Source organism: Falsiroseomonas sp., from assembly GCF_051860665.1.
Classification (GTDB): Bacteria; Pseudomonadota; Alphaproteobacteria; order Acetobacterales; family Acetobacteraceae; genus Falsiroseomonas.
This window is the reverse complement of record NZ_JBHYDM010000004.1, coordinates 1-21,097: the sequence shown is the minus strand read 5'-3', so window position 1 is coordinate 21,097 and position 21,097 is coordinate 1. Positions and strand designations below refer to the sequence as shown.

The 21,097-nt window shown below is 71.8% G+C and carries 21 protein-coding genes and 1 tRNA gene; 14 read left to right on the top strand and 8 right to left on the bottom strand.

Annotation, left to right across the window (positions count from 1 at the left end; translation table 11 throughout):
* The first annotated feature begins 133 nt into the window (after positions 1-133).
* From ACTIF1_RS05270 to ACTIF1_RS05230, 9 genes are all read left to right on the top strand, one after another.
* The gene (locus tag ACTIF1_RS05270) at positions 134-805 is read left to right on the top strand and encodes a GntR family transcriptional regulator (protein WP_439595336.1); all 672 of its coding nucleotides are present in this window, start codon (positions 134-136) and stop codon (positions 803-805) included.
* Positions 796-1,887 (top strand): isocitrate/isopropylmalate dehydrogenase family protein, encoded by a 1,092-nt coding sequence (locus tag ACTIF1_RS05265; RefSeq protein WP_439595335.1) that lies wholly within the window; start codon positions 796-798, stop codon positions 1,885-1,887. Before ACTIF1_RS05270 ends, ACTIF1_RS05265 begins: the two co-directional genes overlap by 10 nt.
* A gap of 66 nt (positions 1,888-1,953) precedes the next feature.
* The gene (selD, locus tag ACTIF1_RS05260; RefSeq protein WP_439595334.1) at positions 1,954-4,170 is read left to right on the top strand and encodes a selenide, water dikinase SelD; all 2,217 of its coding nucleotides are present in this window, start codon (positions 1,954-1,956) and stop codon (positions 4,168-4,170) included.
* Positions 4,143-4,367 (top strand): hypothetical protein, encoded by a 225-nt coding sequence (locus ACTIF1_RS05255; protein WP_439595333.1) that lies wholly within the window; start codon positions 4,143-4,145, stop codon positions 4,365-4,367. Before selD ends, ACTIF1_RS05255 begins: the two co-directional genes overlap by 28 nt.
* Entirely contained in the window at positions 4,364-7,534 is a 3,171-nt protein-coding gene (gene fdh / locus ACTIF1_RS05250) for a formate dehydrogenase (RefSeq protein WP_439595332.1), read from the top strand. The genes ACTIF1_RS05255 and fdh overlap by 4 nt, the downstream gene beginning before the upstream one ends.
* Positions 7,531-8,361, top strand: coding sequence for a 4Fe-4S dicluster domain-containing protein (locus tag ACTIF1_RS05245; RefSeq protein ID WP_439595331.1), 831 nt, complete (start codon positions 7,531-7,533; stop codon positions 8,359-8,361). The genes fdh and ACTIF1_RS05245 overlap by 4 nt, the downstream gene beginning before the upstream one ends.
* On the top strand, positions 8,358-9,263 hold the full coding sequence (gene nrfD, locus ACTIF1_RS05240; RefSeq protein ID WP_439595330.1) for an NrfD/PsrC family molybdoenzyme membrane anchor subunit: 906 nt from the start codon (positions 8,358-8,360) through the stop codon (positions 9,261-9,263). Before ACTIF1_RS05245 ends, nrfD begins: the two co-directional genes overlap by 4 nt.
* A complete protein-coding gene (locus ACTIF1_RS05235) occupies positions 9,260-9,562 on the top strand; it encodes a hypothetical protein (RefSeq protein ID WP_439595329.1) in 303 nt (100 codons plus the stop codon). Before nrfD ends, ACTIF1_RS05235 begins: the two co-directional genes overlap by 4 nt.
* Positions 9,559-10,395 (top strand): formate/nitrite transporter family protein, encoded by an 837-nt coding sequence (locus tag ACTIF1_RS05230; RefSeq protein WP_439595328.1) that lies wholly within the window; start codon positions 9,559-9,561, stop codon positions 10,393-10,395. The genes ACTIF1_RS05235 and ACTIF1_RS05230 overlap by 4 nt, the downstream gene beginning before the upstream one ends.
* Here ACTIF1_RS05230 and ACTIF1_RS05225 read toward each other — a convergent pair.
* From ACTIF1_RS05225 to selA, 3 genes are all read right to left on the bottom strand, one after another.
* Positions 10,358-10,448, bottom strand: a tRNA-Sec gene (locus ACTIF1_RS05225). The two genes, ACTIF1_RS05230 and ACTIF1_RS05225, sit on opposite strands and share 38 nt — an antisense overlap.
* Before the next feature lie 6 nt (positions 10,449-10,454).
* Entirely contained in the window at positions 10,455-12,332 is a 1,878-nt protein-coding gene (gene selB, locus ACTIF1_RS05220) for a selenocysteine-specific translation elongation factor (RefSeq protein WP_439595327.1), read from the bottom strand.
* Positions 12,329-13,675, bottom strand: coding sequence for an L-seryl-tRNA(Sec) selenium transferase (gene selA / locus ACTIF1_RS05215; RefSeq protein WP_439595326.1), 1,347 nt, complete (start codon positions 13,673-13,675; stop codon positions 12,329-12,331). Before selA ends, selB begins: the two co-directional genes overlap by 4 nt.
* Before the next feature lie 67 nt (positions 13,676-13,742).
* Here selA and ACTIF1_RS05210 point away from each other — a divergent pair, with 67 nt between their 5' ends.
* Entirely contained in the window at positions 13,743-14,135 is a 393-nt protein-coding gene (locus ACTIF1_RS05210) for a DUF1622 domain-containing protein (RefSeq protein WP_439595325.1), read from the top strand.
* Here ACTIF1_RS05210 and ACTIF1_RS05205 read toward each other — a convergent pair whose 3' ends face one another.
* From ACTIF1_RS05205 to ACTIF1_RS05195, 3 genes are all read right to left on the bottom strand, one after another.
* The gene (locus ACTIF1_RS05205) at positions 14,136-14,825 is read right to left on the bottom strand and encodes an extensin-like domain-containing protein (RefSeq protein WP_439595324.1); all 690 of its coding nucleotides are present in this window, start codon (positions 14,823-14,825) and stop codon (positions 14,136-14,138) included. It lies immediately after the preceding gene.
* Between the two features lie 74 nt (positions 14,826-14,899).
* Positions 14,900-15,616, bottom strand: coding sequence for a UTRA domain-containing protein (locus ACTIF1_RS05200; protein ID WP_439595323.1), 717 nt, complete (start codon positions 15,614-15,616; stop codon positions 14,900-14,902).
* 24 nt (positions 15,617-15,640) lie between these two features.
* Positions 15,641-16,597, bottom strand: coding sequence for an isopenicillin N synthase family dioxygenase (locus tag ACTIF1_RS05195; protein WP_439595322.1), 957 nt, complete (start codon positions 16,595-16,597; stop codon positions 15,641-15,643).
* A 91-nt stretch (positions 16,598-16,688) separates the two neighbouring features.
* On the opposite strand from ACTIF1_RS05195, the gene ACTIF1_RS05190 reads away from it, so the two are divergent.
* From ACTIF1_RS05190 to ACTIF1_RS05175, 4 genes are read left to right on the top strand one after another with little or no spacing between them, the layout of a single operon-like run.
* On the top strand, positions 16,689-17,591 hold the full coding sequence (locus ACTIF1_RS05190) for a transporter substrate-binding domain-containing protein (RefSeq protein WP_439595321.1): 903 nt from the start codon (positions 16,689-16,691) through the stop codon (positions 17,589-17,591).
* Between the two features lie 30 nt (positions 17,592-17,621).
* Positions 17,622-18,254 carry an amino acid ABC transporter permease gene (locus ACTIF1_RS05185; RefSeq protein WP_439595320.1) on the top strand — a complete coding sequence of 211 codons (633 nt, stop codon included), beginning with the start codon at positions 17,622-17,624 and terminating at the stop codon, positions 18,252-18,254.
* The gene (locus ACTIF1_RS05180) at positions 18,251-18,904 is read left to right on the top strand and encodes an amino acid ABC transporter permease (RefSeq protein WP_439595319.1); all 654 of its coding nucleotides are present in this window, start codon (positions 18,251-18,253) and stop codon (positions 18,902-18,904) included. Before ACTIF1_RS05185 ends, ACTIF1_RS05180 begins: the two co-directional genes overlap by 4 nt.
* Positions 18,901-19,641, top strand: a complete 741-nt coding sequence (locus ACTIF1_RS05175; RefSeq protein WP_439595318.1) for an amino acid ABC transporter ATP-binding protein — start codon at positions 18,901-18,903, stop codon at positions 19,639-19,641. Before ACTIF1_RS05180 ends, ACTIF1_RS05175 begins: the two co-directional genes overlap by 4 nt.
* Before the next feature lie 83 nt (positions 19,642-19,724).
* Here ACTIF1_RS05175 and ACTIF1_RS05170 read toward each other — a convergent pair whose 3' ends face one another.
* Entirely contained in the window at positions 19,725-20,417 is a 693-nt protein-coding gene (locus ACTIF1_RS05170) for a PEP-CTERM sorting domain-containing protein (protein WP_439595317.1), read from the bottom strand.
* A 154-nt stretch (positions 20,418-20,571) separates the two neighbouring features.
* The coding region (locus tag ACTIF1_RS05165) for a hypothetical protein (protein ID WP_439595316.1) at positions 20,572-21,097 on the bottom strand (526 nt) is incomplete at its 5' end.

Genomic DNA, 21,097 nt, shown 5'->3' with positions numbered 1-21,097 from the left:
CCGCGACCGGTCTCCGCACCGTGCAACCGCAGGTAGCCTACACGGCCCGGCAGGGTGCGTCTTTAGCCAGCGCGGCGATTGGCCGGCCGGGCGCCCCCTTGTCGCATGCAACAACGTATGCGTTATTATAAGCGTGACCCCCGCGCGCAACGCCACCGCCGCCGAGACCGCCTATCAGCGGCTGAAGGCGATGATCCTCGACAACCTGCTGCCGCCCGGCGCGCAGCGGCTGGAGGCGGAGCTGGCGGTGCAGCTCGGCCTGTCCCGCACCCCGGTGCGGGAGGCGATGCTGCGCCTGCAGCAGGATGGGCTGGTGACGGTGACGCCGCGCCACGGCATGCGCGTGCAGCCGATCTCGGCCGCCGATATGCGCGACATCTACGACGTTCTGGAAAGCCTGGAGCCCAAGGCGGCCGAGCTGCTGGCCCGCCTGCGGCTGGACGATGCGGCGCTGCGCCCGCTGGCCGAGGCCTGCGACGCCATGGAAGCGGCGATCGCCGTCGAGGACCGGATGGCCTGGGCCCGCGCCGACGAGGCCTTCCACCACGGCCTGGCCGCGCTCTGCGGCAATCGGCGGCTGTCCGCCATGGTCATGCAGGTCTGGGACCAGTCGCACCGCGCGCGGATGTTCACCCTGGCCATGCGCCCGCTGCCCGCACGCTCCACCGCCGAGCATCGCGCGACCCTGGTCGCCATCCGCGCCGGCGATGCCGATGGCGCGCGCGAAGTCTATCGCCAGCACCGCCAGCGCGGGGGTGCGGAACTCATTGCCCTGATCGAACGGAGTGGCCTGGCATGGCTGTGACCACGAATGCGCTGCGCATCGCCGTGATGCCCGGCGACGGCATCGGCGTGGAGGTGACGGAGGCCGCGAGCTTCGTGCTGGAGAAGCTGGTGCGCCGCCACGGGCTGGGCCTGGCGACGGAGACGCTGGAGGCCGGCGCCTTCCTCTACCAGGAAACCGGCACGGCGATGACGGAGGAGACGTTTCGCAAGGCCGAGGCGGCGGATGCCATCCTGCTCGGCGCCATGGGCTGGCCCGGCATCCGCTACCCCGACGGGACGGAGATCGCGCCGCAGCTGGACCTGCGTTTCCGGCTCGGCCTCTATGCCGGCGTCCGTCCGATCCGCGCCATCCCCGGCGTGCCGCTGGCGCTGCGCGACGAGCGGGCCCAGAAGATCGACCTGGTGATCCTGCGCGAGAGCACGGAGGGCCTGTTCTGGGCGCGCGGCCGCGGCGAGATGATTGAGGACCGCGAGGCGCGCGACACCATGGTCATCACCCGCGCCACCACCGAACGCCTGGCGCGCTTCTCCTTCCGCCTGGCGGAGCGCCGCGCCGAAAGACTGCGCCGGCCGCAGAAGGTGACGCTGGTGGACAAGGCGAATGTCTTCCTCAGCATGGCCTTCATGCGCCGGGTCTTCGCGGAGGTCGCGGCGGAATTCCCCGGCGTGCCGCATGACAACCACTATATTGACGCTATGGCGCTGGACCTGGTGCGGCGGCCCTGGGACTTCGACGTGCTGCCCATGGAGAACATGTTCGGCGACATCATCTCCGACCTCGGCGCGGGGCTGATCGGCGGCATGGGCTACGCGCCCTCCGCCGATATCGGCGACAACCACGCTGTGTTCCAGCCGAGCCACGGCACCGGGCCGGATATCGCCGGCAAGGGGGTGGCGAATCCCACCGCCATGCTGCTCTCCGCCGCGCTGATGCTGGACTGGCTCGGCACCCGCGGTGCCGGCCAGGCCTGGTCCGATGCGGCGACGGAGCTGGAGGCCGCGGTGGATGCCGCCTTCGCGCAGGGGCTGCGCACCGCGGAATTCGGCGGTGTCGGCACGCGCGACGTGGTGCAGGCGGTGGCGGCTCAGATTCGCGGTTGAACGCGGCGCTGCCCGCCGCGTTTGCCCCGCACCCTGCAACGCAGCCGGGTGCAACGGGGAGCAACCATGCGGAGCGATGCGCCGGTAGAACGCGAACTGCTGCTGCTCGGCGGCGGACACGCCCATCTCGGCGTGCTGCGCCGCCTGGCGCGCCGGCCGCTGCCCGCCGGCATCCGCGTCACCCTTGTGGCGCGGGAGGCGGAGGCGCTTTATTCCGGCATGCTGCCCGGCCTGATCGCCGGCCGCTTCACGGAACGGGATTGCGTGATCGACCTGCCGCGCCTGGCGCGCGCGGCCGGGGCGCGCTTCCTGCGGGCGGAGGCGCGCGGGCTGGATGCCGCCGGCGGCCAGGTGATTTGCGACGGGGGTCGGCCGCCGCTGCGCTTCGACCTGCTCTCCATCAATAGCGGCGCGGCGCCGGCCTTGGTGCCTGGGGCAGCGGAGCATGCGCTGATCCTGCGGCCCTTCGACCGCTTCCTGGCGGATTGGCGGGCGCTGCTGGGCCGCATGGCGCGGCGCCCACTGCGGCTGCTGGTGGTGGGCGGCGGCGCGGCTGGGGTCGAGGTGGCGCTGGCCCTGCGGCAGCGGCTGGGCGTCGCGGCACGGATCGGCCTGGTGGGGCGCGGCGCCTCACCCCTGCCCGGCCTGGCGCCCACCGCCGGCCGCGCCGCCAGCGCGGCCCTGGCCGCGCAGCAGGTGGCCTGGTATCCGCGGGTGGAGGTGGTGCGCGTGGCGCCGGATGCGCTGTGGCTGGCCGATGGCCGCGCCCTGCCCTGCGACGCCGCCATATGGGCCGCCGGCGCCACGCCCCCCGCCTGGCTTTCCGGCAGCGGGCTGGCGCTGTGCCCCAAGGGCTTTCTGGCGGTGGACGCCTCCCTGCGCAGCCTGTCGCACCCCAGGATCTTCGCCGCCGGCGATGTGGCCACGGTGCTGCCGCATCCCCGGCCGCGGGCCGGGGTTTTCGCGGTGCGGCAGGGCGCGCCGCTCGCGGCCAATCTGCGCCGCAGCCTGGCCGGAAAGGCGCCGCGCCCCTTCCGGCCGCAGCGGCGATACCTGGCGCTGGTCTCGACCGGGGAGGCCGCGATCGCCGCCTGGGGCGGCGCCGCGCTCTCCGCACCCTGCCTGCTGCGGGTGAAGGACGCGATCGACCGGCGCTGGATCGGCATGGCGGACCGGATGCCCACCATGCCGCCGCCGCGCCCGGCGCCCCCGGCCGAAATGCGCTGCGGCGGTTGTGGCGCCAAGCTGGCCGCCCCGGTGCTGGCCCGTGCCCTGGCCGCCCTGCCGCGCGCCGCGGCCTGCCCCGATGTCGTGGCGGGGCTGGAGGCGCCGGACGATGCGGCCCTGCTGCGCCTGCCCTCCGCAGCCGGGCATCTGCTGGTGCAGACGGTGGACATGTTCCGCGCGCCGGTGGAGGACCCCTTCCTCTTCGGCCGCATCGCCGCCACCCACGCGCTGGGCGATATCGCCGCCATGGGCGCCATCCCCCGCGTCGCCCTCGCCATCGCCGCCCTGCCCGCCGCGGCGCCGGCGGTGCAGGAGGCGGATCTGCTGGCCATGCTGCGCGGCGGCCAGCTGGTGCTGGAGGAAGCCGGCGCTCGCCTGGTCGGCGGCCATACTGCAGAGGCGGCGGAGGCCATGCTCGGCTTCGCCATCACCGGGGAGGTGGCGGAAGACGCGCCGCTGCGCCGCGGCGGGCTGCGGCCGGGGGATGTGCTGCTGCTGACCAAGAAGCTCGGCACCGGCACGCTACTGGCCGCCGCCATGGCCGGCGCCGCGCGTGCCGGTTGGGTGGAGGCGGCGCTGGCGCAGATGCAGCAAAGCCCCTTTCCCGCCGCCGGCATCCTGGCCGCGCACGACGCCACGGCCTGCGCCGATGTCACCGGCTTCGGCCTGCTCGGCCATCTGCTGGAGATGCTGCGCGCCTCCGGCTGCGCGGCGCGGCTGGATCCCTCCGCGGTGCCGGCGCTGGAGGGGGCGGAGGCGATGCTGGCGGCCGGCCATCTGAGCACGCTGGACCCGGGCAACCGCGCCGCGGCCCTGGCCTTCCTGGAAGGGACGAGCGAGCGGCTGGCGCTGCTGCTGGATCCGCAGACGGCGGGTGGGCTGCTGGCCGGCGTGCCGGCGGGGCGGGCGGAAGCATGCCTCGGGGCGCTGCGCGCCGCCGGCTGCACCGCCAGCATCATCGGCCAGGTTGAAGACGGCGCCCCGCGCATTCGCCTGGAACCGGGCTGCATGAACGGAGTTTCATCCATATGCCTTCCGCAACCGGCACCATGCTGATCGTGCAGGAAAGCCGCTTTCGTCTTCTGACGGATGCGGGACGCGGGTTGCTGTTCATTCTCGCCCATGATGCGGCGCTGGAACCGCAGGACCTGCCGGCCTTCACGCATCGCCGGCTGCGCGTCGACTACGCCGAAGCGCCAGGCCTGCGGGCCCATATCGCCCAGAAGCTGCATCTGCTGGAGCCCGCGCGATGACCAAACCCCCGACCGGCCGCCGCATCACGCGCATCGCCAAGGACTGGTCGGTGCCACGGCAGTTGCGCGGCGCGCCGCATCGCAGCACGGCGGCGGAGAGCGAAACCTCCCGCAGCCTGCGGCCCCGTCTGGAACAGGCGGACAAGGTCGGCACTTCCATCTGCCCCTATTGCGCCGTGGGCTGCGCGCAGCTGGTCTATGCGAAGGACGACAAGCCGATCCATGTGGAGGGCGATCCGCGCAGCCCGATCAACCAGGGCACGCTGTGCCCGAAGGGCGCCGCCACGCTCTCCCTGCTGACCAGCCCGGCGCGGCTCGACCATTGCCTGCATCGAGAACCCGGCGGCACCGCCTGGAAGCAGGTGCCGCTCGACTGGGCGATGCGGCGCATCGCGCATCTGACGAAGCGGACGCGCGACGAGGGCTTCGTCAGCCACCTGCCGGATGGCACGCGGCTGAACCAGACGCTGAACATCGGCTCGCTGGGCGGCGCGACGCTGGACAACGAGGAAAACTACCTGATGAAGAAGCTGTTCTCGGGGGGCCTCGGCATGGCCTTCATCGAGAACCAGGCGAGGGTCTGACACTCCTCCTCGGTGCCCAGTCTGGGTGCCACCTTCGGCCGGGGCGCGGCGACGCTGCCCCAATGGGACCTGGCGCGCGCGGATTGCGTGCTGATCATGGGCTCCAACATGGCCGAGAACCATCCCATCGCCTTCCGCTTCGCCCTGCAGGCGAAGCAGAAGGGGGCAACCATCATCCATGCCGATCCGCGCTTCACGCGGACCAGCGCCATGGCCGACATCTACGCGCCGCTGCGCGCGGGCAGCGACATCGCCTTCCTTGGCGGCATCATCCGGCATGTGCTGGAGAACGACCTCTGGTTCCGCGATTTCGCGCTGCCCTACACCAACATCTCCACCATCATCGACGAGGATTACCAGGGGCCGGAGGAGCTGGATGGCCTGTTTTCCGGATGGTCGGATGAGCAGAAACGCTACAACCCGAAGAGCTGGCAGTATGAGGGGCTGATGGTGCCCTCCGCGCTGGCGGAATCCTTCATCGAGGCGGAGGGTTTTGGCGAGGCGACGCAGCGGCTGCATGACGGGCCGACCCCGAAGGACCCGACGCTGCAGCATCCGCGCTGCGTCTACCAGATCCTGAAGCGCCACTTCGCCCGCTATACGCCGGAGATGGTGGAGCAGGTCACAGGCTGCCCGCGCGAGACCTTCCTGCAAGTGGCAGATGCCATGGCCCGCAACAGCGGGCGCGAGCGCACCGGCACCATCTGCTACGCTGTGGGCTGGACGCATCACAGCACGGGCGTGCAGATCATCCGCGCCGCCGCCATCCTGCAGGGCCTGCTCGGCAATGTCGGCCGCCCCGGCGGCGGCATTCTCGCGCTGCGCGGGCATACGAGCATCCAGGGCAGCACGGATATCCCGACGCTGTATGACATGCTGCCGGGCTATCTGCCGCAGCCGCATGCGATGAAGCCGCATGGGACTTTTGCGGAATATCTTGAAGCCGAGACCAGCCCGACCGGCTGGTGGAACAATTTCCCGAAATACGCGACCAGCCTCATGCGCGCCTGGTATGGCGATGCGGGGACCAAGGAGAACGGCTTCGGCTTCGATTTCCTGCAGCGCATGACGGGCGATCATTCGCAGCTGCCGATGTCCATCGCGATGCGCGACGGCATCCTCAAGGGCCTGTTCGTCATGGGCCAGAACCCCGTGGTCGGCGGCAGTAACAGCCGCCTGGTGCAGCGCGGCCTGGCGAAGCTGGATTGGCTGGTGGTGCGCGATTTCGCGGAGACGGAAACCGCGAATTTCTGGCGCGACGGCCATATCATCCGCGACGGCGAGATGAAGCCGGAGGAGATCGGCACGGAGGTCTTCCTGATGCCGGCCTCGCTCTCCGGCGAAAAGGCCGGCAGCTTCACCAATACCCACCGGCTGATCCAGTGGCACGACAAGGTGGTGCAGGCGCCAGGCGAAAGCCGGTCCGAGCTGTGGTTCACCTATCATCTCGGCCGCCTGCTGAAGGAGGCCTGTGCCGACAGCATGCGGGAGGAGGATCGGCCGATCCGGGCGCTGACCTGGGACTATCCGGTGGATGGCGATGGCGAGCCGGATGCGGAAGCCGTGCTGCGCGAGATCAACGGCTATACCTGGCCGGAGAAGACGCAGCTCAGCGGCTTTTCGGAACTCAAGGATGACGGCTCCACCGCCTGCGGCTGCTGGATCTATTCCGGCGTCTTCCCGGAGCCGGGCAAGAATCTGGCACGCGCGCGCAGGCCGGATGGGCCGGAAGGGCCGGGCACGCATCTCGGCTGGGGCTTCGCCTGGCCCGACAATCGCCGCACGCTGAACAACCGCGCCTCCGCCGACCCGGCGGGAGAACCCTGGTCCGCGCGCAAGACGCTGGTCTGGTGGGATGCGGCGGCGGAACAGTGGAAAAGCCCGGACAAGGTGGACTTCCCGCCCGACAAGCGCCCGGACTTCGCACCGGACTGGGACAGCAAGCCCGCCGGCATCGCGGCGCATCGCGGCGACCAGCCCTTCATCATGCTGCCCGATGGCGTCATCGGACTCTTCGTACCGAGTGGGCTGAAGGACGGCCCCCTGCCGGCGCATTACGAGCCGATCGAAAGCCCCGTGCACAATGCGCTCTATGCGCAGGATGCGAGTCCGGCGGCGAAGCGCTGGGAACATGGCGACAACCCGCTGCATGAGACGGATGACGCGCGCTTTCCGCATGTGCTGACCACCTATCGCCTGACGGAGCACCATGCCGGCGGCACGCCGACGCGCAGCGTGGCGACGACGGCGGAGCTGATGCCGCAGGGCTTTTGCGAGATTCCGACCGAACTCGCCGGCGCGCTCGGCATCCGCGACACGGATTGGGTGGTGCTCTCCACGGCGCGCGGGGAGGTGGAAACGCGGGCGCTGGTGACGGACCGGCTGCGTCCCTTCTGCCTCGGCAACCGCCTGGTCTGGCAGCTCGGCATGCCCTGGCATTTCGGCTGGGAGGGCTATGCCACCGGCGACATCGCCAATGTGCTGACGGCGGTGGTCGGCGACGCCAATACCGCGATGCATGAGAACAAGGCGCTGACCTGCGCCCTGCGACCGGGCCGCCTCGCCCGCGGAGATCGGGCATGACCCAGGAGGCCGAAATCACCGCGGGCTGCGTGATCGAGCCTGGCCGCAGCTACGGCTTCTTCACCGACACCACGCTCTGCATCGGCTGCAAGGCCTGTGAGGTGGCCTGCAAGGAATGGAACAACCTGCCGGCCGAGATCGGCCCGATGACCGGCCACAGCTACGACAATACCGGGGAGCTGAACGCGACCACCTGGCGCCACGTCACCTTCAAGGAGAAGGTGGCGGATGCCACCAGCATGCCGCCCTACCAGTCCAACTGGCTGATGATGTCCGATGTCTGCAAGCATTGCAGCCCGGCGCCCTGCCTCGAGGCCTGCCCAACCGGCGCGCTTTTCCGCACGGAATTCGACACCGTCGTGGTGCAGCAGGATATCTGCAACGGCTGCGGCTATTGCGTGCCGGCCTGTCCCTTCGGCGTGGTGGAACTGGCGAAGGAAGACGGCAAGGCTCACAAATGCACGCTCTGCTACGACCGCCTGAAGGGCGGGCTGGAGCCGGCCTGCGCGAAGTCCTGCCCGACCGACAGCATCCAGTTCGGTGAGCTCGGCGACCTCATCGCCCGCGCGGAGCAGCGGGTGGAACAGCTGCACGAACAGGGCCAGCCCAAGGCCTATCTCTACGGCACGCCGGATGCGCCCGGCACCGGCGAAGGGCTGCATCACCTGAACGCCTTCTTCCTGCTGACCGAGCAGCCGGAGACCTACAACCTGCCGCCGCGCCCCAAGCGTCCGGGCCGCAATGCGGCGCCCTCCTTCCTGACCGGCCTTGCCACCATGGCGGGTCTTACGGTGGCAGCCCTGATGATCGGAGTGGGACGGCGATGAGCGCATGGAATGGCGAGACCTATCACGGCCGCCCGGTCACCAAGGCCAGCAGCTTCGATTGGAAAGTTTCTGCCTATATCTTCATCCTCGGCATTGCCGGGTCGTCGCAGATCATCGCGGGCGTGGCGCGGCCGAACAGCGGCGTGGCGCGGCAGGCGCGCTGGTTGGCGTTGGGTGGATCCATCCTCGGGCCGCTGATCCTGATCCGGAACCTGAAGACGCCGTCGCGCTGGTACAATATGCTGCGCATCGCGCGGCCGACCTCGCCAATGTCCATGGGGTCCTGGCTGCTGAGCGCCTTCGGTGGCCTTTCGGCGCTGAACGTGCTGGGCGATCTCTTCGGCCGGCGCTGGCCTTTTGCCCGCCGGGTCTCGGAGGCGACGCAGGCCCCGGCCGCGATCGCGGGCGCGGGGATGAGCGTCTACACCGCCTCCCTCCTCTCCTCCACCAGCACGCCGCTCTGGGCCGCAGCGCCGACGCCGCTGGCCGCGCAATTCGGCAGCGCCGCCATGGCCGGCGCCGCCTCCGTCCTCGCGCTGCTGCAACGCCGCGACGGGCAGGATGAGATGGCGCGGCGCCTGGAACGCCTCGCGATGGTTGCGGGGGGCCTGGAGGCGGTCGCCTCCCAGGCCGCCAAAGCACAGTGGCAGCGCGCCGGCATCGAACCCGCGAAGAAGCCGGATGCGATGATCACCGGCGGCGGCACCATCGCCGGCTTCCTGCTGCCCTTCGCGGCAAAAAGCCTCGGCCGGGCGCTCGGCGGTCGCGCCGCCACGGCGATGCCGGAGATCGCCTCCATCGCCATGCTGATCGGCAGCGCCACCATGCGCCACGGCGTGCTGCTGGCCGGCAATGACAGCGCGAAGCGGCCGCAGGACGTGTTCCGGACGACGCGGCGATGAGCGCGGAGGCGGAGGCGCGCAGCGCCGCACTCGCCTCGCTCGACCGGCTGATCGCGGTGGCACCACCGGCCACGGTGGAGGAGGCGATGCAGGCGCTGAAGGACGTGGTCGCGCTGCGCGACATGCTGGTGGCGGAACGCCGCAGCCGTGGCGCCACGGCCGCCCTGGACTCGCGGCTCGCCTGCGTCAACGCGGTGCTGAGCCTGACCTGGTCCGGTGCCGTGCCGACTTCGGGTTTCCGGCGCGAGCGGCTGGAACGGGCGCGCGCGGCGCTTCAGGACAGCGAGGCCATGGCATGAGCGACGCCCAGCCCGGCGACATCCGCCCCCCGCGGAAGATCGCCATCGCGGCGCGCCAGAAGGGCAAGACAAAGGCCGGGCTGGATGCGCCCGTGCTGCTGATGCTGGGGCTGCTCGCCGGCGCCTATGTCGCCTTCGGCGGGCTCTTCGCGATGACGGCGCTGGCCGGCACCAGCGACGTGATGCCGCATGGCCCGGCGCAGGTGCTGGCGGGCGTGGTCTTTGCCCTCGGCCTGATCCTGGTTCTGCTGGGTGGGGCGGAGCTCTTCACCGGCAATACGCTGCTGGTGGTGGCCTGGGCGGAGGGAAGGGCCCGCTTCGCGCCCATCCTCTGGGCGCTGCTGCTGGCCTATGTCGCGAACTTCGTGGGCTCGGTCGGCATCGCCTGGCTGGCGCATCAGGCGGGGCTGCACCAGGCCGGCGATGGCGCGGTCGGCGCAGCCGCGCTGGCGACCGCCACGCGCAAGGTGGGGCTCGACTTCTGGCCGGCGCTGGCCAGCGGCATCCTCGCCAATATGCTGGTCTGCCTTGCGGTGTGGCTGGCCTTCGGCGCGCGCAGCGCGGCGGACAAGGTGCTGGTCATCATCCCGCCGATCGCCGCCTTCGTCGCCATGGGTTTTGAGCATTCGGTGGCCAACATGTCGCTGATCCCCTTCGGCTGGATGGTGCAGGGGGCGGAAGGGCCGATCGACCTGGCGAGCTTTCTCGGCAATCTCGTGCCGGTGACGCTGGGCAATATCATCGGCGGCGCCGGCATCGGCCTGGCCTATTGGTTCGCCTATCTGCGGCCGCAGGCGGAGGCGGATGGGAATCGAACCCACCATCCGGGGTAAGCGGACCAACGGTTTTGAAGACCGCGGGGGCCACCAGGCCACCAGTCGCCTCCGCCGCTTCAAGCGCCCGGTGGCCGCTCCGGTTCCGTGGCGATGTGGCGGCGGTCGCCATCGCGGCGCGTCACACCCTCCGCATCCAGGCGTTCCAGCAGCGGGACCGCGAAGCGACGCGAAATGCCAAGCCGGCGGCCGCATTCGCCGACCAGGAAACCCGTTGCGCTGCCGCCGAAGGTTTCGCGCAAGGCCTGCCGCGCCTTGGCCAGCGCGCTGCGGTGGAACAGGATCTCGCGCTTCTGCACCGCATCCGGCGCGCGGACCAGCAAGCCGCGGCGCAGCAGCAGCGCCACGGCCTGGGCGCGCGGGCGCTGCCCGCCGATGACCGTCACCGCATCCGGCGGCGCCAGGCCGCCATCGCGGAACGCGGCCTCCACCGCCTCCAGCAGCGCGCGCGCCGCCGGCGGCAGCAGGGCCAGCGGGTCCAGCCCGCGCCGGGTGAAGCGCCCGCCCGCCAGATCCAGCGCCTGCGCCGCGACCAGCCGCGCCAGCAGCGCCTCCGCCGGCGCGCCCTGCGGCAGCGCGGCGCGCAGTTCCGTCAGGGCCGGGCCGGAGGCGGCGGGATCGCGCATCTGGGCCGCCTCCACCGCCGCCAGCGCCGCGGCTTCCAGCGCGGAGGCCACCTCCCCGTGCAGCAGCAGGCCGCCGGTCAGGCGCACCGCCTCCGGCAGGTCCAGCGCCTCCGGCAGCACACCCGCCACGCGGGCCAGGGCGGCGGAGGTGGCGCCATGCGGGCCGGCTGCGCGCAGGCGCAGCAGCGCCGCCTCGCGCGGCCCGGAAGCCGCCATCGCCGCCAGGAGCGGCGCATCGCGAAAAGTCCGGCGTGGCGGCGTCGGGTCCAGCACCATGCCGCCGCCGATGGTCCGCGCCGGCGATACCGTGCGCAGCACGAAACGCTCCCGCGCCGGCAGCGCCAGCGGCGCCTCCAGCCGCAGCTGCGCCACCGCCGTCTCCCCGGGCGCCAGCCGTTCCTCCGCCAGCAGATGCAGCCGTGCGCCGACCTCCGTGGTGCCGGCCAGCAGCCGCAACGCATCACCGCGCAGCACGCCGGCAGGCGCGGAGGCCAGCAGAACCACTTGCGTATCCAGCCGAAGCGAATCCGCCAGCAGCCCCGGCGTGGCCAGCGCGCTGCCCGGCGGCACCTCGGCCGCCGTCACGCCGCGCAAGGCGAGCGCGGTGCGGCGGCCGGGCATGGCTCGTGCCACGGCCTGGCCGTGCAGCTGCACGCCGCGCAGCCGGGCGCGCTGGCCGCCGGGCCAGATTTCCACCTCATCCTCCACCGCCAGCGGCGCCCGGCGCAGCGCGCCGGTCACCACCGTGCCGGCGCCTGGGCGGGAGAAGGACCGGTCCACCGGCAGCCAGGCGCCCATGGCCGTGGCCTCCGCCGGCCGCGCGAGCCGGGCGAGCTGCGCCTTCAGCTCGTCGAGGCCCGCGCCGGTGACGGCGGAGGTCTCGACCACCGGCCAGTCCCCCAAGCCCAGCCGCGCCAGCAGGGCGCGCGCCTCGGCCGCGGCCGCCTCGCCGGACGCCAGGTCACAGCGCGTGATGGCCAGGACCCCGCGCGAAAGGCCGAGCAGGGACGCGACTTCCGCATGCTCCACGGTCTGTGCCCGCACGCCTTCGCGCGCGTCGATGCACAGAAGCGCCGCCCGCATGGCCGTGGCGCCAGCCACCATGGTGCGCAGGAAGCGCTCATGACCCGGCACGTCCACCAGGTCGATCTCGGCCTCGTCCCGCACCAGCCGGGCGAAGCCGAGCGCGATGGAGATGCCGCGCGCCTTCTCCTCCGGCAGCCGGTCCGTCTCGATGCCGGTCAGCGCGCGGACCAGCGCGGTCTTGCCGTGGTCGACATGGCCGAGCACGCCGACCAGCACGCTCCTCATGCCGCAGCCCGCAGCGCTTCGGCCAGGGCCGGCAGCTCCGCCTCCGCCACCGTCCGCAGGTCCAGCAGCAGCCGGTCCTGGGCGATGCGGCCCATCACCGCGGGCCGGCCGAGCCGTAGCCGCCTGGCCAGCGCCTCCGCCGGCCCCTGCAGGGCAATCAACCGTGTCGGCAGCTCTGCGCCGGGCAGGGATCCACCGCCGACCAGGGAGGTGCCCTCGATGATCTCGCCCGTGCCATCCGGCAGCAGCGCCAGCAGGCGGGCGGCGCGGTCGCCGATCCCGGCCGGGGTCGCGGCCAGCATGGCCAGCGTGGGCACCGCCTGAAGCAGCCGCGTGGGGTCGCGATAGAGGCGCAGCGTCGCCTCCAGCGCCGCGAGGGTCAGCTTGTCGCAGCGCAGCGCCCGCATCAGCGGATGCGCGGCCAGCTGCGCCACCACCTCGGCACGGCCCAGCAGCAGCCCCGCCTGCGGCCCGCCCAGCAGCTTGTCGCCGCTGGCCACCACCAGGTCGAAGCCCTGCGCCACCGCCTGGCCCATGGTGGGTTCCGCCGGCAGCCCGTAGGCAGAGAGATCCACCAGCGCCCCACTGCCGAGATCGACCACGGAGAGCAGCCCACGCGCCTTCGCCAGCGTGGCGAGGGCGCCGGGTTCCACCATCGCGGTGAAGCCGAGCTGCAAGAAATTGCTCTGGTGAACGCGCAGCAGCAGGCGGGTTTCGGGGCCGATGGCGGCCTCGTAATCGGCCAGCCGGGTGCGGTTGGTGGCGCCCACCTCGACCAGCCGGGCGCCACCCTGGCGGATCACGTCCGGAATCCGAAAGCCGCCGCCGATCTCCACCAGCTCGCCGCGGGAAACCACGGCCTCGCCCCCGGCCGCGAGGGCCGACAGCGCCAGCAGCATGGCAGCGGCCCCGTTGTTCACCACCAGCGCCGCCTCCGCGCCGGTCAGTTCCGTGAGAAGCGCGGCGCAGGCGGCGTGGCGATGGCCGCGGCGGCCGGTCTCCAGGTCCAGCTCCAGGTTGCAATAGCCGGCGGCCTCCGCCGCCACCGCCTCCCGCGCCGCCTGCGGCAGGGGGGCGCGGCCGAGATTGGTGTGCAGCACCACGCCGGTGGCGTTGATGACCTGGCGCAGGCCGGGCCGGGCCGCCGCCGCCAGCCCCGCCGCCGCCGTGGCGAAGAACGGCGCGGGATCGAAGGGCAGCAGCTGGCGCCGCAGCACCGCCAGCTCCGCCCGCAGGGCGTCGACCACGGCCGCGCGGGGATGCTGCCGCAGCAGGGCGACGCCCTCCGGCCGCTCCAGAAGCCGGTGCAGGGCGGGCAAGGTACGCAGGGCGGTTGCATCCATCCCCTCAAGACGGCTTTCGCCCGTGGTGGTTCCGCAACCCTGACCGCTCTCATCGCATTATCGGCGGATGGCGGATTTGGAACCTGGCGCCCTGGTCGGTGTCTTCGCGGATTGGGTGGCCGCCGGGCTGGAGCTGCTCGGCGTGGTGGTGCTGATGCTCGGCGTCCTGGCCACCACCTTCCTGTTCCTGCGCAATGGCCTGCGCCGCGGCGCGCCGGGCTGGGCGGAGGCCTTCACGCCCTATCGCGCCCAGCTCGGCCGGGCGATCCTGCTGGGGCTGGAGCTGCTGGTCGCCGCCGATATCGTGCATACCGTGGCCGCGCCGATGACGCTGGAGACGGTGGCGACGCTCGGCCTGGTCGTGCTGATCCGCACCGTGCTCAGCCTGTCGCTGGAGGTGGAGATCGAGGGCCGCTGGCCCTGGCAGCGGGAACGGCCCTCCGCGCCGAAGCAGGAATAGCTAACGGCAGGCGCGCCAGGGGCCCATGTCGAAATGGAAATGGTCCCGGTGCGCCGCATTGTAGTCCGGGCCCAGCACGGCACGGAACCAGCCGCAGGCCCCATCCCGGAGCGCCCGCAGGAAGGCGGCCTCCGCGCCGCCCGAATCCCAGTGCCGCAGCAGCGTCACCTCCCGCCCGTCGCGCAGGGTGAAGCCGGCGATGTCGATGGCATTCGCCGTGGCGTGCTGGCTGCGGCGGCCGCGGCTGGCGTGATTCACGTTGCGGCAGTTCTGCGTGCCCATATGGCGCGTGCTGGCGACCTCGCTGCCCAGGTGCTGGCGCGCGGCGGGCTGCATCACCTGAGTCTCGAACAGCAGCCAGGCGGCGGCGACGCGGCAGGTGGCGAAGGGGGTCGAAGGCGTCATGCGGGTGGAGGCCGGCAGCCGCACGGCATGGCGGATCTCGCAGCCGATGTCGGAATCCCGGTCCGGGATGCGGGAGATCGGCCGGCCGGTGGTTTCCAGCGCGGCGAAGCAGGCCTCCGGCTGCACCGCCAGGCGGCGCAGCTTCAGGCCGGTCATCAGGTTGGGCGCGGCGGTCAGGTCGAGCGGCGCACGGGGGTCCCATTCGGGCGGCAGGTGCCGCAGCCCGAGCCATCCGAGCCCGGCCAGAAGGCCGAGCGCCACGAGCCAGCGGAAGGCGCGCGCCAAGGATCAGCCGGCCGGGAGGGCATGGTTCATGATGCGCGATGTGGCCCGCACGCCCCGCGCATCAACCCCGCGGGTCAGAGCGGCGCCAGCGCCGCGCGCCCCGCGATCTCGAAACGGTCCGCCGGCTGCACCAGGCGGGAGAAGGTCATCGGCACGCCTTCGGTAAAGGTGGTGCGGCGGATCACCAGGCAGGGCTGGCTGCGCGGCAGGTCCAGCAGCCGTGCCAGCGTCGCATCCGGCAGCAGGGCGCTGATGGACTGCTCCATTTCCGTCGCGCGGCCGGTGCGGACCAGATGGGCGAAGGTGGTGGCGCGGGTGAAATCTTGCGTGAGGTAGCCCGCGCCATAGCCGGGGCGCAGCCAGCGCGCCTCCAGCTGGATCGGCGCGCCATCGCCGCGATGCAGGATGCGGCTATGCGGCACCGGCTGGCCCGCCGGCAGGCCGAGTGCCGCCGCGGCCTCCGCCGGCAATGCCTCCTCCGCCAGCTTCAGCACCTGGCAGGACCAGGCCATGCCGCGGGCGGCGATTTCCTCCGCGATATCCTGGATGGTCACCAGGCCGAAGCGGGGCTTGGCGCGCGCGACGAAGGTGCCGACACCCGCCACCTTGTGCAGCACCCCATCCCGCGCCAGTTCGGCAAAGGCGCGGTTGATGGTGATGCGGGAGACGCCGAGCGCCGGACCCAGCGCATTCTCGGAAGGGATGCGCGTGCCGGGCGGCCAGCTGCCATCGCGGATATGCGCCATGACATGCGCCTTCACCACGGCATAGAGCGGCTTCGGCGCCGTCATGGGCCGGTGCCGCGCCGCCGCGCCTCAGCCTGCCTTGCGATAGGCGAAGGCCTGGGCGAAGCGCCCCAGGATATGCGCGCCGCAGGTGGTGGGTTCATAGACCGGCTCCGTGGCGCCCAGCGCCCGCGGGTCGATGATCGCGGAAAAATCGGGGTCGTAGAAGGTGGCGATGGACATGCGCTCATGCCCCGAGCGGTTGACCACGCGATGCGGCGTGCTGGCGAAGCGATTGTTCGACCAGCGGCCGAGCAGGTCGCCGACATTCACCACCAGCGTGCCGGGGAGCGGCGGCGCCGGGATCCAGGCGCCGGACTGCCGCTCCCGCACCTCCAGCCCGCCGCTGTCATCCTGCCAGAGCAGGGTGATGCAGCCGAAATCGGTGTGCGGGGCGACGCCGAAGCCCTCGGTGTCGTCGGGTGGCTGCGGCGGGTAGAAGATCGCCTGGGTGCGCTGCAGCGGCAGCCTGTAGTCCTTCGCAAAGAAGTCCGCCGGCAATCCAAGGCTGACGGCGATGGCGCGCAGCAGCCGCGCGCCACAGGCGCCAATCGCGGCGAAATAGGCCTCCATGGCGGGCCGCAACTCCGGCACCGCCGCGGGCCATTGGTTCGGCCCACGCAGCTTTTCGCCTGCCAGCACCACCGGATGATCCTCCGGCAGGTCAAGGCCGATGGAAAAGAACTCCTTCAGGTCGGGCTTGGTCGCACCCTCCATCACCGCGCCGCCGGCCCGGTGCCAGCCGCGATGCACCAGGTTGGCGCGGGTTTCGGCCTTCACCGCCTCCGGCAGATGGAAGAAGCGGCGGGAGGCCTCCACCGCCGCAGCGATGATCTCGGGCGCCACGCCGTGGTTGCGGATGTAGAAGAAGCCAGGACCTGTGCAGGCGGCGCGGATGGCTGCCGCAACCCTGGGCAGATCGCCGCCTTCGGCGCAATCCGCCGCATCGATCACCGGAAGTCCTTGTTGGACGGCGCCGTCGGGCATGGTGAAATGGTCCGATCGATCCGGGCTTGATTGCCTGGGCGGGCCAAGCCTAGGGTCATGACCTGTCATGTCAACCAGCTTCAAGCGGGGCATGCAGGACAGGGATGCGCCGGTGCGGCCCAGGGACAACACGCAGGCCGCCAAGGCCCAGGAGAGCATGATGACGAAGCTGCCGATCTCGCGGCGCGCGGTGCTGGCCGCCGCGGCGCTCGCCGCCCCCGCGCTGGCCATCCGTGGTGCCCGCGCCAACAACCTGGAGAAGGCGCGCGCCGCCGGTGAGCTGCTGATCGCGACCGAGCTGCACTTCGCCCCCTTCGACTTCACCGAGGGCGGCCGCCAGGTGGGCATGAACAGCGAGCTTTTCGCCGAGGTGGGCAAGGCGCTGAACCTGCGCATCCGCTTCCAGGACCTGCCCTGGCCCGGCGTGCTGCCCGGCCTGGAAGCCGGCCGCTTCGACCTGGTCGCCGGCCCCGCCACCATCACCCGCGCGCGCATGGAACGCTACCGCTTCTGCGCGCCGATCGCCGATGCGACCGTCGCCCTGCTGAAGCGCGCCAGCGATGCCAGCATCGCGAAGCCGGAGGATATCAACGGCAAGACCGTGGGCTGCGCCCAGGCCACCGCGCAGCTCACCCAGCTGCAGAACTTCATCCGCGACAAGGGGCTGAACGTCCAGATCCGCGAATACCAGTCCTTCAGCGAGACCTATGCGGATCTCGCCGCCGGCCGCATCGTCGCGGTGGCGAATTCGCTGCCGAACATCGCCTATGTGGCGCAGCAGCGCCGGGTCTTCTCCGTGGTGAACCCGCCCTTCGGCGCCAAGGTCTATTTCGGCTATCTCGGCCGCAAGGATGCCGAGACGGCGCCGCTGCTGGATGCGATCGATGGCGTGATCGACGCGATGCGCGGCGATGGCCGCCTGGCCGCGCTGCAGACCAAGTGGTTCGGCCAGGCCTTCGAGGTGCCGGCCCGCGTGGTCGAAGCGAATGCCTGATCCCGGCCTGAAACCGGCCCGCAGCCGCGCGTGACCTGGGACTTCCTGGTCGAGGCCCTGCCCTCGATGACCCAGGCCACGCTGGCGACCATCTGGATCTCGGCCGCCGCGGTCGCCATCGGCTTCGCGCTCGGCGTGCCGCTGGCGGTCGCCTGCGATCGCGGGCGCGCCTGGGCCTTGCTGTATGTCAGCTTCTTCCGCGGCGTGCCGCTGCTGATCCAGCTGCTGCTGGCCTATTACGCCCTGCCCTTCATCGGCATCGACCTGCCGCCGCTGGTCGCGGCCATCGGCACGCTCGGCCTGTGCTGCGCCGCCTATATGGCGGAGATCATCCGCGGCGGCTTCGCGCTGGTGCCGAAGGGGGGGCTGGAGGCGGCGCGGCTGCTCGGCCTCACGCCGCGCCAGACGCTGCTGCGCATCCGCCTGCCGATCGCGGCCCAGGCAATGCGCCCGGCGCTGATCAGCGAGGCGATCCTGATCGTGAAGGCCTCCTCCCTCATTTCCGTCGTCGGGATCCTGGAACTGACCCGCAGTGCCCAGGCGCTGGCCTCCTCCACCTTCGAGCCGCTGCCCGCCTATGCGCTCTGCGGCGCCATCTACCTGGCGATCAACCTGCTGCTGATGCTTCTGGCGCGCGGGCGCGCGGAGGGACGGGCGGCATGATGCAGGCGCTGCTGGAAAGTTTCGCCGCCGCCGCGCGCGGCCTGCCGCTGACGCTGGCCATCTGGGGCGCCGGCGTGGCCACGGGTCTGGCGCTGGGCTTCGTCATCGCCGCCGTGCGCTTCTTCGCCCCCGCCGCCCTGTCCTGGCCGCTGGCCGCGGCGGTGGAGGCGGTGCGCGGCGTGCCCTTCCTGGTGCAGTGCTTTCTTCTGTATTTCGGCGGGCCCTTCATCGGCATCGACCTCAGCCCGATCATGGCCGGCTGGGTCGCGCTGTCCGTCTATGGCGCGGCCTATTTCTCCGAGGTGTTCCGCGCCGGCTTCATGGCGGTGCCGCCCGGACATCTGGAGGCCGCGCGCATGCTCGGCATTTCCCGGAATCAGGCGGTGCTGCGGATCATGCTGCCGATGATGGCGCTGGCCGTGCTGCCCTCGCTCGCCAATCTCGCCGTCATCCTGATCAAGGAGACCGCCATCCTGTCGATCATCACCGTGCCGGAGCTGACCTTTCGGGTGCAGGGCGTCGGCTCCGCCACCTTCGCCTTCGCGGAGACCACGCTGGTGCTGGCCCTGGTCTATTGGGCGCTGGTGGAGGCGACCGCCGTGGCCTCGCGTTTTGCGGAGCGCCGCATCGCACGGGCGCTCGCGGCATGAGCACGCCCATCCTCTCCGTCCGCGCGCTGGAACGCCGCGTGGGAAACACCGAGATCCTGCGCCGCATCGACCTCGACGTGATGCCGGGCGAGGCGATCGGCGTCATCGGGCCGAGCGGCTCCGGCAAATCCTCCCTGCTGCGCTGCATCGCCGGGCTGGATGAGGTCTCGGGCGGCGCCGTGATGGTGGAGGGCCGCCAGACCCGGCCCGGCGATGGCGCCGTCGGCATGGTCTTCCAGCAGTTCAACCTCTGGCCGCATCTGACGGCGCGGGAAAATGTGGCGCTGGCGCTGAAGCTGGTGCGCAGGATGTCGGCCACGGACGCCGCGGCCAAGGCCGATGCCGCGCTGGCGCGCGTGGGTCTCGGCACGCTGGGCGGGCGCAAACCGGCGGCGCTCTCGGGCGGCCAGCAGCAGCGCGTGGCCATCGCCCGCACGCTGGCGATGGAACCCCGCGTGCTGCTCTTCGACGAGCCCACCGCGGCGCTGGATCCGGAGCTGACGACGGAGGTGCTGGACGTGATCCGCGACCTCGCCGCCGCCGGCACCACCATGCTGGTGGTCAGCCACGAAATGGGATTCATCGCCCGGCTGTCGACGCGGGTGGTGTTCCTCGACCACGGCGTGGTGGTGCAGGCGGCGCCGCCGGCGGAGCTGTTCAGCCCCGGCGCGGAGCCCCGCGTGCGCAGCTTCCTGCAGACCTATCTCGACCGCGTCGCCTGGGCGCGCGACGCCTGAACGCAGAACGCGCGCCCGGCCGAAGGGCCGGACGCGCGTCCAGGAGGCACCAGGACCGGCCCCCGCGAAGGGGCCGGCCACCTTCAGCCCTTCCGGCGCACGCGACGCACCAGGCCCATGCCCAGCAGGGCCGTGCCGAACAGCGCCAGCGAGGCCGGCTCCGGCACCTTCACGATCTGCGAGCTGGCCTGCAGGCCAGCCTGGCCGCCGGTGAAGGTCGCGGTGATCACGACCGTCTCCGAGAACAGCTGGTTCGGCAGTTCGACATTCGCGACGATGGCCGGGGAGGCATTGGTCGGGCCATCCGACCAGGTCTGCGTCGCGATCTGCTCGTCGCGGCCGAAGGCCACGTTGTCCGCGCTGACATAGTTGGTCAGCGTGATGTCCTCGATCAGCTGGCCATTCACCAGGAAGTTGGAGGTGAAGGTGGAGGCCAGGCTGGCGAAGAGGCCACCGGCCAGTTCCGAGGTCAGGCCGGTCTGCGTGAACTCGATGCGGATGGTGTGGGAGCCGGTGAAGTCCAGCGCGGAGACCGTGGTGGTCTGCGCCAGCAGCGCCGGCTCGGCCAGCAGCGGCGCGCCGGTGGCGCTGGCGCTGACATTGAAGTTCGGCGTCGCGCCGCTGGCGGAAAGCGAGCCGGTATTCGTGCTCTGCGACAGGCCGCCGACGAGGACATTGTCCTCGAAGACCTGGACGGAGAGGGAGGGCGCCGCCTGGGCGGTGCCGATGGCGGCCAGGCCGATGAGGCCGAAGCCGGCAGCGAGAATCTTGTTCATGGTGTCTCCTTGCAGATGCCGGGGCGCTGGACGGGCGCGCCCTGGACTGTTCATCGCAAGCCCCATGCCAGGATTTTTCCCTTTTTTCTTCAATGGCTTGATTGGCAATTTGGCGGCTCCGCCGGCACGCCGTAAGGCCCGCCGACAGGGCGGTTCAGCGGCGGGCGGAGCGTGCGGCGGCGACCGCCGCCAGCCCCTCGCCCTGGGCCGCCAGCAGCGCGCGCATCGTCGCGCGCAGCTGCTGCGGATGCGGTCCGGCCAGGGCATCCGGCGCCAGCTCCACCACCACCAGCACCGGCCGCGCTGCATCGCCCCGCAGCACGGACAGCGCCTGCGCCAGCCGGGCGCGCAGGCCATCCCCGGCCGGTGCGCCATCCCGCCAGGCGGCGGCCGCGACCATGGGCCGCCCGGCCTCCTGCCGCACCTGCCAGGCCATGCCGGGCGCCGTGAGGCCGAAGGTCAGCGCCTCATCATCCGCGCCGCCCAAAGCCGCGCGCCGCGCCGCGGCCACGGCGGACCAATTGGCCTCCGGCGCGAAGGCCAGCAGCCGGGCCTGGGCGGTCGCGCCCGCGCAGCGCAGCACCGGCCCCTCCGCCAGGCAGCCTTGGGGCGAGGCCAGGGGCGCGGCCTCCGCCCGCGGCGCCGCCACCGTGGCATCGAGCCGCGCCGCCGCCAGGGGG

What these genes read in the sequence shown, in the direction of transcription:
- selB (WP_439595327.1), bottom strand. Translation starts at nt 12,332, where the DNA reads ATGAGGAGCGTGCTGGTCGGCGTGCTCGGCCATGTCGACCACGGCAAG.
- nrfD (WP_439595330.1), top strand. Translation starts at nt 8,358, where the DNA reads ATGAGCGCATGGAATGGCGAGACCTATCACGGCCGCCCGGTCACCAAG.
- ACTIF1_RS05235 (WP_439595329.1), top strand. Translation starts at nt 9,260, where the DNA reads ATGAGCGCGGAGGCGGAGGCGCGCAGCGCCGCACTCGCCTCGCTCGAC.
- ACTIF1_RS05245 (WP_439595331.1), top strand. Translation starts at nt 7,531, where the DNA reads ATGACCCAGGAGGCCGAAATCACCGCGGGCTGCGTGATCGAGCCTGGC.
- ACTIF1_RS05180 (WP_439595319.1), top strand. Translation starts at nt 18,251, where the DNA reads ATGATGCAGGCGCTGCTGGAAAGTTTCGCCGCCGCCGCGCGCGGCCTG.
- ACTIF1_RS05230 (WP_439595328.1), top strand. Translation starts at nt 9,559, where the DNA reads ATGAGCGACGCCCAGCCCGGCGACATCCGCCCCCCGCGGAAGATCGCC.
- selA (WP_439595326.1), bottom strand. Translation starts at nt 13,675, where the DNA reads ATGGATGCAACCGCCCTGCGTACCTTGCCCGCCCTGCACCGGCTTCTG.
- ACTIF1_RS05195 (WP_439595322.1), bottom strand. Translation starts at nt 16,597, where the DNA reads ATGCCCGACGGCGCCGTCCAACAAGGACTTCCGGTGATCGATGCGGCG.
- ACTIF1_RS05200 (WP_439595323.1), bottom strand. Translation starts at nt 15,616, where the DNA reads ATGACGGCGCCGAAGCCGCTCTATGCCGTGGTGAAGGCGCATGTCATG.
- ACTIF1_RS05175 (WP_439595318.1), top strand. Translation starts at nt 18,901, where the DNA reads ATGAGCACGCCCATCCTCTCCGTCCGCGCGCTGGAACGCCGCGTGGGA.
- selD (WP_439595334.1), top strand. Translation starts at nt 1,954, where the DNA reads ATGCGGAGCGATGCGCCGGTAGAACGCGAACTGCTGCTGCTCGGCGGC.
- ACTIF1_RS05255 (WP_439595333.1), top strand. Translation starts at nt 4,143, where the DNA reads ATGCCTTCCGCAACCGGCACCATGCTGATCGTGCAGGAAAGCCGCTTT.
- ACTIF1_RS05170 (WP_439595317.1), bottom strand. Translation starts at nt 20,417, where the DNA reads ATGAACAAGATTCTCGCTGCCGGCTTCGGCCTCATCGGCCTGGCCGCC.
- ACTIF1_RS05265 (WP_439595335.1), top strand. Translation starts at nt 796, where the DNA reads ATGGCTGTGACCACGAATGCGCTGCGCATCGCCGTGATGCCCGGCGAC.
- ACTIF1_RS05190 (WP_439595321.1), top strand. Translation starts at nt 16,689, where the DNA reads ATGCAGGACAGGGATGCGCCGGTGCGGCCCAGGGACAACACGCAGGCC.
- ACTIF1_RS05210 (WP_439595325.1), top strand. Translation starts at nt 13,743, where the DNA reads ATGGCGGATTTGGAACCTGGCGCCCTGGTCGGTGTCTTCGCGGATTGG.